The organism is Affinirhizobium lemnae (assembly GCF_022968395.1).
In the GTDB taxonomy this organism is placed as follows: Bacteria; Pseudomonadota; Alphaproteobacteria; order Rhizobiales; family Rhizobiaceae; genus Neorhizobium; species Neorhizobium lemnae.
Map to the genome: position 1 here is coordinate 52,803 of NZ_JALJQZ010000014.1, position 14,480 is coordinate 67,282.

The 14,480-nt window shown below is 57.9% G+C and carries 8 protein-coding genes; 2 read left to right on the forward strand and 6 right to left on the reverse strand.

Annotation, left to right across the window (positions count from 1 at the left end):
• Positions 1–38 precede the first annotated feature (38 nt).
• Positions 39–923 carry an acetyl-CoA carboxylase, carboxyltransferase subunit beta gene (gene accD / locus MUU53_RS11245; RefSeq protein ID WP_247260985.1) on the forward strand — a complete coding sequence of 295 codons (885 nt, stop codon included), beginning with the start codon at positions 39–41 and terminating at the stop codon, positions 921–923.
• A 40-nt stretch (positions 924–963) separates the two neighbouring features.
• Complete coding sequence (locus MUU53_RS11250) at positions 964–2,307, forward strand: bifunctional folylpolyglutamate synthase/dihydrofolate synthase (RefSeq protein ID WP_247260986.1); 1,344 nt, start codon at positions 964–966, stop codon at positions 2,305–2,307.
• Positions 2,308–2,383: 76 nt separating this feature from the next.
• Here the strand turns inward: MUU53_RS11250 and trxA are convergent, their stop codons facing one another.
• The 6 genes from trxA to MUU53_RS11280 all read right to left on the reverse strand — a co-directional run bounded on the left by trxA (position 2,384) and on the right by MUU53_RS11280 (position 14,376).
• Entirely contained in the window at positions 2,384–2,704 is a 321-nt protein-coding gene (gene trxA / locus MUU53_RS11255; protein WP_247260987.1) for a thioredoxin, read from the reverse strand.
• Positions 2,705–2,776: 72 nt separating this feature from the next.
• Positions 2,777–6,334: a double-strand break repair helicase AddA gene (addA, locus tag MUU53_RS11260; protein ID WP_247260988.1), complete on the reverse strand. Its 3,558-nt coding sequence runs from the start codon at positions 6,332–6,334 to the stop codon at positions 2,777–2,779.
• Entirely contained in the window at positions 6,327–9,527 is a 3,201-nt protein-coding gene (gene addB, locus MUU53_RS11265; RefSeq protein ID WP_247260989.1) for a double-strand break repair protein AddB, read from the reverse strand. Before addB ends, addA begins: the two co-directional genes overlap by 8 nt.
• A 3-nt stretch (positions 9,528–9,530) precedes the next feature.
• The gene (locus tag MUU53_RS11270) at positions 9,531–10,274 is read right to left on the reverse strand and encodes a nucleotidyltransferase family protein (RefSeq protein ID WP_247260990.1); all 744 of its coding nucleotides are present in this window, start codon (positions 10,272–10,274) and stop codon (positions 9,531–9,533) included.
• A 5-nt stretch (positions 10,275–10,279) separates the two neighbouring features.
• A complete protein-coding gene (tsaE, locus tag MUU53_RS11275) occupies positions 10,280–11,800 on the reverse strand; it encodes a tRNA (adenosine(37)-N6)-threonylcarbamoyltransferase complex ATPase subunit type 1 TsaE (protein WP_247260991.1) in 1,521 nt (506 codons plus the stop codon).
• Positions 11,797–14,376: a PAS domain-containing sensor histidine kinase gene (locus tag MUU53_RS11280; RefSeq protein WP_377307233.1), complete on the reverse strand. Its 2,580-nt coding sequence runs from the start codon at positions 14,374–14,376 to the stop codon at positions 11,797–11,799. Before MUU53_RS11280 ends, tsaE begins: the two co-directional genes overlap by 4 nt.
• Between the last annotated feature and the right edge of the window lie 104 nt (positions 14,377–14,480).

The window sequence follows — 14,480 nt, forward strand, 5'->3', positions numbered from 1 at the left end:
ATAACCACATTGACGATGGTCAATCAGGAGTTCTGCTAGTGAACTGGATCACCAACTATGTGCGCCCAAAGATCAACTCGATGCTGGGCCGCCGGGAAGTGCCGGAAAATCTATGGATCAAATGCCCGGAGACGGGTGAAATGGTGTTCCATAAGGATCTGGAAGAAAACAAGTGGGTCATCCCCGCATCTGGCTTCCACATGAAGATGCCGGCAAAGGCCCGGCTGACCGATCTTTTCGATGGCGGCGTTTATGAAAACCTGCCGCAGCCGAAGGTCGCTCAGGATCCGCTGAAGTTCCGTGATTCCAAGAAGTACAGCGACCGCCTCAAGGACAGCCGTGTGAAAACTGAGCAGGATGACACGATCCTTGCTGGTCTCGGAAAAGTGCGCGGCGTCAAGCTCGTCGCCGTGGTGCATGAGTTCAACTTCATCGGTGGGTCGCTGGGCATGGCGGCGGGCGAAGCCATCGTGAAGGCAGCCGAACGCGCTTTGGCGGAGAAGTGCCCGCTGGTCATCTTCCCGGCTTCCGGTGGTGCCCGCATGCAGGAAGGTATTCTGTCGCTGATGCAGCTTCCGCGCACAACGGTCGCCGTCAACATGGTGAAGGAGGCGGGGCTTCCGTACATCGTAGTGTTGACGAACCCGACGACCGGTGGGGTTACGGCCTCTTACGCCATGCTGGGTGACGTGCATATTGCCGAGCCAGGTGCGGAAATCGGCTTCGCCGGTAAGCGTGTGATCGAACAGACCCTGCGCGAAAAGCTGCCGGAAGGCTTCCAGACCTCTGAATATCTGCTCGAACACGGCATGGTGGATATGGTCGTCAAGCGTCATGATATTGCGCCGACGCTTGCCAGCCTTCTCAAGATCATGCTGAAGCAGCCAGCCAATAACGATCAGCCTGTTGCCCTGTCCGCCTGAGCGCGGACGGACGACAGAAGCATAAGCCTCGGGGACTTGCATGAACGACATTGCCCTTAGCGAGGCGGAACAGGTCATCAACGAGCTGATGACGCTGCATCCCAAGGGTTACGATATGACCCTTGGGAGGATGCGGCGTCTGCTCGATGTGCTGGGCAATCCGCAGAAGCGCTTGCCTCCCGTCATTCATGTGGCCGGCACGAACGGAAAGGGCTCCGTCAGTGCCTTCTGCCGTGCGCTTCTGGAAGCTGCTGGGCATGCAGTGCATGTCCATACATCACCGCATCTCGTCAATTGGCATGAGCGGTATCGTATCGGCTCGCGTCAGGGGCCGGGGCAACTGGTGGACGATGCATTATTGGCGGATGCGCTGCGTAGGGTCGCCGTTGCCAATGCCGGTGAGCCGATCACTGTTTTCGAGATCCTGACGGCTGCAGGTTTTCTGCTGTTTTCCGAACTACCTGCCGATGCGGTCATCCTGGAAGTGGGAATGGGCGGCAGGCTCGACTGCACCAACGTCATCGACCATCCTGCAGTGTCCGTCATCATGCCGATTTCTTTCGATCATCAGGCCTACCTCGGCGACAGGGTTGAGCTGATTGCCGCGGAAAAAGCCGGTATCATCAAGACAGGCTGTCCGGTCGTTATCGGACGACAGGAATTTGATGCGGCTGAAGAGGTTCTGGTGGCAACAGCCGAGCGCATGGGCTGTCCGACATCGGTCTACGGCCAGGATTATTCCGCCCACGAGGAGTTCAACAGGCTCGTCTATCAGGATGAGTTCGGCCTTGCCGACCTGCCCCTGCCGCGTCTTCCCGGTCGCCACCAGCTTTCGAATGCAGCCGCTGCTATCCGCGCAGTCAAAGCAGCCGGATTCGAGGTTACGGACGCGATGATGGAAAAAGCGATGACCTCGGTCGAATGGCCCGGACGCCTTCAGAAGCTGACGGAGGGCGAACTCGTTGCCCTAGCGCCCACAGAGGCGGAAATCTGGGTAGACGGTGGCCATAATCCAGGCGCAGGAGAGGTTATTGCGGAAGCCATGGCCTCCTTCGAGGAGCTTCGTCCCCGGCCGCTTTATCTGATTATCGGAATGCTGAACACGAAGGACCCTCTCAACTATTTTCGGGCCTTCACCGACATTGCTGAGCAGGTCTTTACAGTTCCGATCCGCGGCAGTGATGCAGGATTGGATCCTGTGGCGCTTGCAGCATCAGCCTATGATGCTGGTCTGGTTGCCGAACCCATGTCCAGCGTTTCGGATGCTCTGAAAGAAATTGCCGAGCGACAGCTTGATGACGCAGCCCCGCCACGGATACTCATTGGCGGTTCGCTCTACCTGGCCGGAAATGTGCTGGCAGATAACGGCACACCGCCCCGGTGAGGTTCAACAACAGATGAGAGCGGCATAAAAAACCCGGCGCGAGGCCGGGTTTTTCGTCGTATTCTCAATTCACTGATCAGGCCGCGCTGGAAATCCAGCTGGAAAGCGCAGTCTTTGGAGCAGCGCCAACCTTGATGTCAGCCACTTCACCGCCCTTGAACATGGCAAGCGTTGGGATTGAACGAACGCCAAACTTGGCTGCCAGATCCGGGTTTTCGTCGATGTTCAATTTGGCAATCTTGACCTTGCCGGCCAGTTCGGTGGAAATTTCCTCTAGGCTTGGGGCGATCATCTTGCATGGGCCGCACCATTCTGCCCAGAAATCAACGACAACGGGTTCGGACGATTCAAGCACTTCAGCCTGGAAATTGGCGGCATCAACTTTCACGGTAGCCATGTGGCTCTCCTTTGAAGCATTTCTATTGTGCACAATGTGATGTGTGCGGCACTGAAATTCAATCCTGATCTCTCACTTTGTTCGCAGTTCGGCAAGGGATCGATCGATCGCTTCGGTGGAAAGCGTGATGACTTTTGCTGTCTCCGTGTAGACCAATACACAGGAGATTCGATGACCTGGATACAGCGGTTTCAGAATTTCGCGGTAGATGGCGAGTTGGGCGCAATGGGCAAAAGCGACCTCTTCCTCGCTTCGCGGCACGAATCGGTTGGTCTTGTAGTCCAGAACGATCACCTCTCCGTTCGGCGTTACTGCCAAGCGGTCGATACGTCCCGAGACTGCGTAGTCCCGCCCGCTCATGGAAAGAGTCCCCATGATGGAGACTTCTGCTTGAGCCTTTTCAGAAAACAACGGTGCCAATGCTGGCGCGCGGAGAACAGCGAGCACCGAATGGTGGAGAGATTGCCGCTCGTCCCTTGACCAAAAGTAAGCCGTCCGTTCGAGATAGCGTGATGCCGCTTCATCCCAATCCTCGCGCGGAAGGTTGGGCAGCATTTGGAGCATACGATGGGTCAGCAAACCTTTTTGCAATGCCAGATTGCTCGCCTTCTTTTCTCCAAATAGCGGGGAAACGAATGGTGCATCGCCATCTTCATCTTCGATGATGATTCCCGCCCCGGAAGGGCTCAAGGGCCGGGGGAGCGGGCGGTGTGGCGGTAGTGGCTTGAAAAGCTCGGAAGGCAGGGATCTCGGACCTGAAACCTGCTCAGATTCCGATTTCATCTGTCCGGGCACGTCGAGAACCAGTCCAGACTCGCGCCAGAGATAACCGTTCCAATCTCCATCTGAACCTGAAAACGTTGTTTGTGAGCACCGTGTTTCGTCTTTGCTGAGCGCCTGCCTGACCATGGCCTGCCAGCTCTCATCATTCTCACGCTTACCTCGGTAGCCGCAGATCACCAAACGGTCGGCAGCTCGTGTCATGCCGACATAGAGTAGCCGTCGATACTCCTCTCCTGCAGCGTCCTTCAGGCGAGCATCATCCTGAACCGTCAGGGCATTTGCCAACGACTTCAGCGGAACCCAGGCGGGGACATCCTTGCCTTTGAGCTTAAGGAAGCGGAAGCGAGGGACGTGCGAGGATATGAAGGCTTTAGAACCGCTGTCCACCAGAAAGACGATTGGCGCTTCAAGCCCCTTGGAGGCATGCACCGTCATGATCCGCACTTCGTTGCGACCGCTATCCTGCTCGCGCTTGATTTCTGGAGCGTCCGCTTCGAGCGTTGAGATGAAGCTTTGCAGTCCGGGCAAGGACTTGTCCTCATGACTGAGCGCAAGGGACAGGAATTCATCGAGAACATCGCCGGCTTCGCTACCGAGCCGGGATAGAAACTGTTTGCGACCTCCATCAGCTCCGAGAATCCGGGCAAAGAAATCATGCGCCGTATGCTCGACAGCCAAAATCCGGTAGCGGGAGAGCCGTTCTCGCACGCCTGAAAGAGACAGCTCTCCGTCGTCCGCGAGATCGTTCAGATGCTTCCACACACTCTCTGTCTTACTACGAAGGGCAGCAAGCTCGAAGATCTGGTCTTCCGTCAGGTTGAAGATCGGGCTTTTGAGCGTAGCAGTCAAAGAGAGATCGTCATGCGGCTGCAAGACAAAGCGGGCGAGCGCGATCAGATCTTGTACAGCAATATGACTGGTGAGGCGCAGACGATCGGCACCGGCCACTGGAATATTCCCGCGCCGCTTGAGCGCACGCGTCAGGGCATTGACGAAAGCGTCTCTCTTTCGAACCAGCACCAGGATGTCACCCGGTTCGATGAGCCGTGTCTTGCACCCCTCAATGATCGTTTGCCGGCCAACCATATCACCTATGTGATGCGCGATGCGCCCTGCAAGTATGGCAGCAGGTGCCTGATCGGGTGTCGAATCGAACGGTGCCGTCCAGTCTTCCTCAAGGTCGCTCTGTTCGGGAATGACCGTTTCCCATAGGTCGACTGCTCCGGCATGCCCGATGCGGTTCGACCGATGGATGACCGGTTCGCCTTCGGCGCTCAGGCCTTTGGCATGAACGGGAATTGAGAACACCTGATCGACAGCGCTGAGGACATCGGCAGTGGAGCGGAAGGAGAGGGGCAAGCGGACGGAGTTAAACAGTTGCCCGCTGCGGGTGACCCGCCTTTGCGTCTGCGTTCGCTCTTCGGCGAAACGTTCCGGGCGCGCTCCCTGGAAGGAATAGATCGACTGTTTTTCATCGCCCACCGCGAAGATGGTACGCGTACCAGGTCTTGCGCTGTCGCCCGTAAAGAAATCCTCTGCCAGAGACTGGATAATGCTCCACTGTACCGGGCTCGTGTCCTGCGCCTCATCAACGAGAATGTGGTCAATTCCCTGGTCCAGCTTGTAGTGAACCCAGGCGCCCACACCTTCTCGCGCCAGAAGCTGGGCCGCACGGGTAATGAGGTCTTCGAAATCCAGAAGGCTGCGCCGACGTTTCAAGTCTTCGTAATCGTCATCGAGTCGCATCGCGAGCGTGAGTGCTGCCAACGTCGCCTTCAGCATCCGGACAAGGCTGAGACGATCTCGCAACGAAACCACATGGTCCCGCGCCTCGGCCATCCAAAGTTCCAGGCCAGGCGCCGCCGCTGTCATTTTCTTTGTGAAGAGATAGGTGTCAGCTTTTGGTAGTCCCTTTTGAGTTAGAAATGCTTGATCTAATAGCCGTGCCCGTTCTTTAGTATCGCCGAGTTCAGTAACCTGTTGCAGAAAGTAAGCGGTTTCGGCTGATCGCGCCCCGCCCTTATCGGATTGCGCCAGTTCCAGATAGGTCGTCAGCCGTCCATCCGCCAAGCTCGGAATGGGCCAATAATCAGCGAGGATGCTATCTTCCGTTTCCGAGGCGTCGAGACCGAAACCGGCTCTCAAGGCTTGTTCTATGCCTCCAGCTTTTTCTGCCTCAGCCAGGAACTGGCGCAATGCGCCACGGTTCGCGACAATATCGGAGAGAAGAGTTTCCAGCCCGCTTTCATCTCCAAGATCAAGCACATGCGTAAAGGCATCGGCCAGGTTGCTTCCCGCTTCCAAGGACGTCGCCGTCAAAAGGGATCGTTTGGCCTCTGCCAGCAAGGCCTGAGCGGATGCGTCGTCCAGCACGGAGAAGTGGCCTGCGACATTGGCCTCCAAAGGAAACTGGTGGAGAAGCGCCTCGCAAAAGGCGTGAATAGTCTGGATTTTCAGGCCGCCCGGCGTTTCCAGCGCCTTGGCAAATAGCCGCCGCGCTTCAGCCAGCTTGATCGCGTCTGGATATTCACCTTCGATCGCCTGGATACGTTGCGCCAACTCATTGTCCGTCAGCACCGCCCACTCGCCCAGACGCTGGAAGACGCGGTTGGACATCTCAGACGCAGCCGCCTTGGTATAGGTCAGGCACAGAATGGCGGATGGACGGCAGCCGGACAGAAGCAGACGAATGACACGCTGGGTCAGCACATGCGTCTTGCCGGAACCGGCATTGGCGGACACCCAGGCGGAACTGGTGGGCGATGAGGCCAGCGCCTGCTGACGCGCAGTCCAGCTCAGCCATGTCTGCGGATCAGTGTCGAGGCTCAGAAGGTCGGTCTCACTCATCCCCATCAGCCTCCTCTGCATCGGCGGTAGACCACTCGGCAACGCGCGCCAGATGATCGTATTCTCCTCCAAAATCGCCCTGCTGGAAGGGGATGAGCCGTGATGCGAATCCGACATCGCCACTGCGCAGACGGGTTACGAAGGCAGTCAGTTGAGCAATCGAATCGCTTGCAAGCTCGAAGGCTGATTTCGGCTTGGTCCTGGCCGTTTCCTTCGCACCCTCATTGTTTACCTTGTCGCACGTGAAACGTTCGCCGGGTCGAAGGCGCACATAGAGAAGATCGTCCGGCAAGACCTGACCTATAACCTTGAACGCACCGGCCTGCAAAGCTGCGGCCTCCAGAGGCAGTTGCGGATCGAGCAATGCCCTTGCCTGCGAAACAGTTGGGCTCAGACCTGTCTTGTAATCGATGAGATCGGCATGACCATTGCCCTTGATATCGATACGGTCGGCTATGCCGGTCAGGCGAATTCCAGCCTCTGGTATCTCGTAGCCTGCTGCAAGTTCCGTATAGGTACGCCTGACATCAGGCGCTCGCCGGTCGTGCCAGCGAATGAAGGCGCGAGCAACTTCGCGGAAGCGAGGTCGCCAGACCTGATCAATATGCAGTGGTAACTGGGCAGTGGCGAACTCCTCGCGGATCAGATTGTCCATCACGAATGCTGCTTCGTGACTTGCCGGTGCTGCCTTGACGAAACGCTCGATAATCCGGTGATACAGTGTTCCGCGCTCGGCGGCACCGGGCTCCTGATTGAAGCCATCAAGGGGATCCAGTCGCAGGATGCGCCGGGCGTAAATCGAATAGGGATCTCTGCGCAGCCGCCCCACTTCGCTGAACGAATACTTCGTCGGCTGAAGTTCAGCCGGTGGCTTGGGAGCAGGACGCCGCCCTAACGACTGACCTTCGCCTGCAGGTGTATCGTCAATCATCTGCGCCCAGCGGCGATAGTCTTCCCCTCGGGAGAGCATTTGTGCCTTGAGCGACTTGCCTCCCAGAGCCAGCAAACGTTGCAGCCATCGAGACGCCACGGTTGGCGCTCCTCCCTGTCGCAGCGAGCGGGTATAGATCAGATCCCGCGTTCCATTCGCCATGATGAAGTCATGCGCAAGCTGCCCCGTTCTGCGCTCGGGTGGTTCCAGACCGATATCCGCCTTCATGCTGCGGGACAAAAACGGATTGTTTGTGGATTGGCCAGGCCACGACCCCTCATTCATGCCGCCGATCACGACTGTATCGGCTCGCTGCAGGCGTGATTCCATGGTGCCGTAGATGAACACGCGCGGATGGGCGAGCGAGCGAGGCTTGACCGCCTGACTTGCCATCAACGCTGCCAGAATATCGATCCACTGTTGCCCGTCAGCTTCGATCTGACCATCGGTCGTCATGATGTCGGACAGCAGAGAGACAAGGCGTTCACCGGCCTCACCGAGCCAGAGCATGCTCAGGTCTCCGGTCTCGGACATCGCCGCTGCTTCAAGCGTCCTGCCTGTGCGTTCTGCCCAATCCGACAGCGTCAGCCGATCCGTAAATCGCCTTCCGTCCATTCGGGGTGGTTGTACTGCACTGGCAAGCGGATCGACGGCTTTATGGATTTTGTCTGCAAGAACTTTGGCGAGAGCCGCAGCGTCTTCGCTGAGCGAAAGCCGCCACTGCTTCGGATGTCGACCCTCCTTGTGCGAAGCGATCCCGGCGTCGACAAGCGCTGCAAGAGCAGTGATATCAGGTTTCTCCAGTCCTCCGCGCAGCGCAAAAAGTTCAACCGCATCTCCAGCCGTGTTTTTGGCTGCCTCCGGCATGCCGAACCGGGCCAGTGGATGCTTGAGAAGCGACGTGATCGCAACCGGATCTCCCGGCAAAAGAACGGCCTGCAGAAGCACCGACAGAAAAGTGCCCTGCGGTGTAGCTGAAAGAGGCGTACCCGCCGTATCGTCGGCGGTAATCCCGAAGCGCTGCAGTTCTGCCGTGACTCGACGTGCCAACTCTCGGTCGGGTGTAATCAGGGCCACCTGCGACTGGCCATCAAGGCCCGGCTTCTCAAGTGCAAGGCGCAATACGATCGCAATCGCGGCAGCCTCTTCCCGCTCGTTTGCCGCCTCGATAAGCGCCACGCAAGAAAAGGCGTCTTCCACCATTTCTGGCGCTGCCTCCTTGCGCCAGCGGTTCCAGCTGTCTGTTGCATCGGCGGGGGCGAGCGCTTGCGAGAGCAACAGGTTGCGGCATTCAAGCTCACGGGGTGCCTCGCCCAGTTCAATGACGTCGGAACGGTCCAGCTCCAGCTTGCGCAAGAGCCGGTGAAATCCGTATTGAGGATGGCTTCTGCTTGCAGGGTCCGGCCTTCCCGCCAGATCGCCCAGTCCCAGCATAGCCCATTGATCATCCGGCATGGATCGGTCGAGGCCCGGTAGAACGACGGCACCGTCTCGAAGTCCGGCAATGGCAGCAATGAGGTTGGCAGCGGCCGGAACAGAGCCCGTCGACCCCGCGACGATGACCGGTCCGTCATGCTGGCGCATGGCGATGCGTCTGGCTTCCGCGTTAATGATCGCAGCCTGATGGCGGGCAGGGGAAGAGCGCTTCAACTCCTCCAGTCTGGTGGGCCAGAACTGGCTGGCGATCTTCAGAAACTCAGCCGAAAGTTGCCACCACAGCGAATGCTCGGTTGTTCGCAGTTTGTCGAGATCGCTCCAGTCTCTGTCTTCCGTCTCCATCGCATCAATGAGTTCGACCAGCGAACGTGCCAGCCATATCGCATCTGCAGGGCTTGCCGGTGCCACAAGCGGGGAAGTTTGATGAACATCCATCACCGCCTGTGGAAGCGCATTGCGCCATGCCAAGATCAACCGTCCCAGTTCCAGCAGCCTTTGTGTGCCACTGATCGGCATGGCGAGATCCATCTCTTCCGGTGCCGTCAGGTCGAAGAGACCGCTATCGTCATCGGTTTCGCCCAAGGGGCGGATCACCGGCAGAATGGCTGATTGACCGCCGAGGTAATCCACGAACTCGGAACGGAGAACGCGTGCCGCGCGACGGGTCGGGACGTAAAGAGTGACCTTGGCGAGCGCAAGCGGATCGCTTGCCTCGTAGCGGAAACTGTCCAGAACGCGCCCTTCACAGAGCGCTGATGCCACCGTTTTTAGAAATGGCGCCGCCGGAGGAACGGTCAGGACCCGTTTTCTGTGCCGCGCGTCCATGGGTCAGCCTGCTCCGGACGCGATGGGCTGCCGTGTCCCGAGAAACTGTTCCGCAGCCTCCAGTCCGTCGGGAGAGCCAACCGTAATCCAGTGACCGTTCAGCATCGTGCCGAAAAGCCGACCGTTCCGTATGGCTTTGTCAAAATAGATGTTCAGGTTGAATGGTTCGTCTGGCGCATCGGCAAAGAAGGCCGTATCCACGACGAAAGCACCGGCATAGACGACCGGCGTTGGATGGCCTTCGGAATACCGCGTGAGCCGTGCTTCGGCATCCAGATTGAAGTCCTTCTTTCCATCGTGGCCGATAGCCTGCTCCAGCGTCACGCACAGCATGGCCATATCCATTCGATCGGGATCAAAGAACTGAATCAGTTCGCGCAGATTGGAAAGCTGATTTTCCGGCTCGCCAACCCAGAAGAGGTCGGCATTCATGACGAGCACCGGACCGTCCGGCAAAAGCTTCAGCCCTTTGACGAGACCGCCGCCATTGTTCATCAACCGGTCCCGCTCATCCGAGATCAGGATTTCCATGTCCATGCGCTTCGCCAGATGCGAGAGCATCATATCGGCGTGGTGGTGTATGTTGATGGCGACTTTCGTCACGCCTGCTTCCGCAAGGCTGTCCAGCACGTAATCAATCATGGGACGACCGCCCACAGGTACGAGCGGCTTTGGCAATCGGTCGGTGATCGGGCGAAGGCGAGTGCCAAGCCCGGCGGCCAGTACCATCGCGTTCTGGATAATCATAAGGATCAGGTCCGTGATTCGCTGACGTCGATCCCTGCTTGTGCCATCCATTGCCGGAGCGGCGCAAGAACGGGATGTTCAAGAACCGCAGCGAGGTAGCGAAGCGTCCGAGGCATGTGCTTCAAATATCCCGGTTTCCCGTCACGCTCCTTCAAGCGCACCCATATGCCCGCGAGCTTGCAATTGCGCTGTGCGGACATGATGGCAAAGGCCTTTAGAAAACTTGTCTCGTCGAAATTTCCCTGGGCGTGGCGAAGCCTGAGATAGTGTGCCAGCAAGGCATCGCCCAGCGTGGAAGGAATATCCACGCGTGCGTCCTGTACGAGAGACGCCACATCATAGGCGGTTGGACCGATCATCGCGTCCTGAAAATCGATGAGGCCGACCCGGCGCAATTCTTCCTCATGCGCCTGCCAGATAAGATTGGGCGAGTGATAGTCTCTCAACAGAAGATGCCGCTCGCAATCACCAAGCTCGGCGATCAATCCGTCCCAGACGCGAGAATAGCGTTCCCGTTGGATATCGGTGGCCGGTATGCCACCGTTCTTCCAGGGCAGGTACCAATCGATCAGCAAGCGCGTCTCGATCTTCATTGCAACAGGATCGAATAGCGGAACCTGATGTTGGTGCTGCGGGTCGACGGCGATGATCGTTGGCGCCGTTTGATGATGCAGATGGGCCAGACAGTCGATGGACGCCATGTAGCGTTCAGTGATCGGCTTTCCGCCATCGTCCAGAACGCCACTTTGCCCAAGATCCTCCAGCAGAAGCAGACCGCTATCGAAATCGCTGGCCACGATATCCGGCGCGCGCAGCCCGATGTCGCGCAGGTACTGTGCAATAGCGACAAAGGGCAAAACCTCTTCTGCCAGATGCGCAACTTTTGGATAGGGCTTGCCATCCAGCACAGGAGGACCATCCGGTCTGCGTGGCCAGTCCATGAGGATGTATCGTTTGCCATCCTGGCAAAGAAGCGTTTCATAGGCGCGTAGAGAGGCGTCCCCGGTCAGATACCGCCGTTGTCCGTCGGCATAGCCGTGGTTTGTCAGAAACTGCCGGATCAACAGGGCGCGGCTGATCCGCGCCATGGCAGTGGCGGAGCCGGTGATCTCGACGCGTCGTCCCGCTCCCTCATGCGTCAGGGTGACGCGGATGCGATCCTTCGGCAGTTCCGCATCGGCCATTTCCGGCCATTCGACGAGACAAATACCATCAGAGAGCGCCTCGTCGAGCCCCAGTTCGTCGAGTTCGGATCCGTCTGTCACACGATAGAGATCGAAATGCGCGATTGGAATGCGCAGGTCGTAGCTCTGGACCAGTGTGAATGTCGGGCTTGGAACCTCAAGCTCGGAATCTTCCGCCATCGCACGGATAAAGGCTCTGGCGAGCGTCGATTTACCGGCTCCGAGATCGCCGGACAGGCACAGGCAGTCACCGGACTTTAGCGCCAGCGCCAAATCTTCTCCGAGCCGGATCGTTTCCACCTCGTCGTGCAAAAGCAGAGAGATCACGGACGCACTGCTCATTCGGCCGCGACAGAACGGGCGTAGACGGCGCTCGGAATACGGCATGTGACGGTAGTGCCGACACCAGGCTTGCTGTCGATCTTCACATCGCCCTTGTGCAGATGCACGAAGCTTTCGACGATGGACAGACCAAGGCCTGCACCACTGCGTTTTCCGCCTTTGCCGCTGGAGAAGCGGTTGAACACCGTAGGCAGAACTTCTTCCGGGATACCTGGACCTTTGTCAGCCACGGAGAAATAGACATTCAGGCCTTCGCGCCAGCTGCTCAACGTTATTGTTGAGCCTTCCGGTGCAAAATTTGCGGCATTGGTGATCAGCTTGATCAGGATCTGCTTCAGGCGCTGTTGATCCGCCACGATGCTTCCCATGCCGCGTGGCGCGACAATTTCGAGCATCACGCTGTTCTCGTTCAGCCGGTCGGCGATCTGCATGGCAACGTCGTCCAGCAGGTCGTCAAGATCGACATCGCTATAGTTGAGCTCCATTATTCCGGCATCGACGGTGGCAAGATCGAGAATATCATTGACGATGGTGAGAAGTACCGACGAAGAGGTAGAAATATGATCCACATATTCGGACTGGCGTTCGTTCAAAGGCCCGATTCCCGGTGTCTTTAAAAGATCGGTGAAGCCAATGATGTTCGTCAGCGGCGAGCGTAGCTCATAAGAAACATGCTGAACGAAATCGTTTTTCAGTTCGTCGGCCTTGCGCAGTGCCTCATTCTTTTCCTTAAGTGCCCTTTCAGCCCGCGCGCTGTCCGTCATGTTGACGAAGGTCAACATGGTTTGCGCGTTAGGAAGCGGGATAACGGCATAGTCAAGAACGATTCCTGAGTTCAGTTCGAATGTGCCCTGTAGCGAGGGACGCTCATCGTCGAAATTCGTCAGCATCTGGCCGAAGAGGCGCCAGCCGTCCGGCTTTTCGTATTCCACAGCGCAGGCGGCTTCGATAGCCTTGATATGCGTGCCGGGCTTTGTCTGTTCTTCCGTGATGCCCCAAAGCGCTCGGAATGCAGGATTCGACAGGCGAATGCGACCATCCGGACCGAACACCGCGACGCCCTCGGCGAGATGATCGATTGTCTCGCCCTGTACTTTGACGAGCGTATTATAGCGGGTCTCAAGATCCACCTGCTCGGTCAAATTCTCGAAGACCCAGGTCACGCCGCCCTGGGGATGTGCGGTCGCAATGACCTGAAGCGTCTGGCCGTTTGGCAGATGCCATCTGTTCGTCTGCGTATCGAGCGCACGATAAACAGAGAGAACCTGTTCCTTCCAGTTCCGCCAGTTCAATTGCTCCGGAAGTTTGTTGCGGCTGCGCAACTTGTCGAGCAGTTCGTTATGATCCGGATGGCTTTCAAGGAAGCCGAGTTCGAGATCCCACAGGCGGACGAAAGCCTGATTATAGAACTGCAGGCGCTGCTCACGATCGAAGATGGCGACGGGCGTGGCCAGATGATCGAGCGTTTCCGCGTGGCTTGTCAGGGTCCGGGCCAGTTCCGCGCGGATGGCTTCGGCTTCCGTTACATCGATTGCTATTCCAGCGGAACCGGCAGACGCAACAACGTCCACGACTTCAAACAGTGTTCGATTGCCGCGAACGACGGTCGAAATACGATCGTGATACGGCGAGGTCGGTGTTGCGACTGCCCGAATCTGTTCGCGCGCAATCGTACCGAGAAACTCGCGGCTTTCACGCACCGCCTGCGCCGGGCTGGAAGCCTCTACAGCGTCACCATAGGCATGGTTGACCCATGCAAGTTTGCCTTCCGCGTCGCGATGCCAGACCGGCTGCTCCAGAGCATCCAGAAGCGACTGGAAGAGGTTCATGGAAGACACGAGTCGTTCCCGCTCGATCTTGAGCTCAGCAAGCTCCGCTCTGAGATTGTTCAGAGCGATGAAGCGTACGAATGCCTTGCCCCCGGAAACACGCCCCTGAACTTCCAGAATCTCGTCACGTTGCGTTTCGACCACCAGATCGAAAGTGCGGCCATCGGAACGCAAGGTCTCGATGCCCCGTTCAAGCTCGACTGCGGAGTGAGCGCGGATCCACTTGCCAAATGCCAGAAACTCACGCTCATCTGCCGGTGCGCCCGTTTCCGTTGGAAGTTGACCGAGAATTTCCGGCCGCGAAGGACCTGCCTCCCAAATGACGATACGCCGGTTCTTGTCGGCAATCAGGGCTTCATATTTCGAAATACGCTGTTGGGCGTCGGAAAGCGCGCCGCGTATCTCCTGGCTTTCCGCTTCCAGATTGCCCTTCTGGCGCATCAGCCAGATGGTTGAAAGCAGTGCCGCCGCGATGGCGCCAATGGCAAGTGACGAGAATATGACCTCCGAAGACGAGAACAGACGACCGGTGGGAAGAACGCGCTCCTGCGCAAGCGCTGCACCAGCGAAGCCGGAAAGCGCCGTGCTCGCCAGGCCAAGCCGGAATCCGTTGTAGAAGCGGCGCATGCCAGATGCGCCTGATTTCTGCCACTGTCCAGCCATGCGCTTCCATTCACCTCGAGACGTTCGCGTAACGTCATCGTTTGCGCCAACAGCCTTGCGTGAGGCTAAATTCCTCGTCTTCATTCAGGTCTGTCTCCGTCCATGTGCCGCATCGTCGACAAGACATCCCGGCCCGCGTGGGACTGGTGGTCCCCACGAATCAAGTCTCGAAACAATATCTGCTTCGG

Coding starts and splice junctions, on each gene's coding strand:
- addA (WP_247260988.1), bottom strand. CDS start 6,334: ATGAGTGAGACCGACCTTCTGAGCCTCGACACTGATCCGCAGACATGG.
- MUU53_RS11250 (WP_247260986.1), top strand. CDS start 964: ATGAACGACATTGCCCTTAGCGAGGCGGAACAGGTCATCAACGAGCTG.
- MUU53_RS11280 (WP_377307233.1), bottom strand. CDS start 14,376: ATGAAGACGAGGAATTTAGCCTCACGCAAGGCTGTTGGCGCAAACGAT.
- trxA (WP_247260987.1), bottom strand. CDS start 2,704: ATGGCTACCGTGAAAGTTGATGCCGCCAATTTCCAGGCTGAAGTGCTT.
- MUU53_RS11270 (WP_247260990.1), bottom strand. CDS start 10,274: ATGATTATCCAGAACGCGATGGTACTGGCCGCCGGGCTTGGCACTCGC.
- tsaE (WP_247260991.1), bottom strand. CDS start 11,800: ATGAGCAGTGCGTCCGTGATCTCTCTGCTTTTGCACGACGAGGTGGAA.
- addB (WP_247260989.1), bottom strand. CDS start 9,527: ATGGACGCGCGGCACAGAAAACGGGTCCTGACCGTTCCTCCGGCGGCG.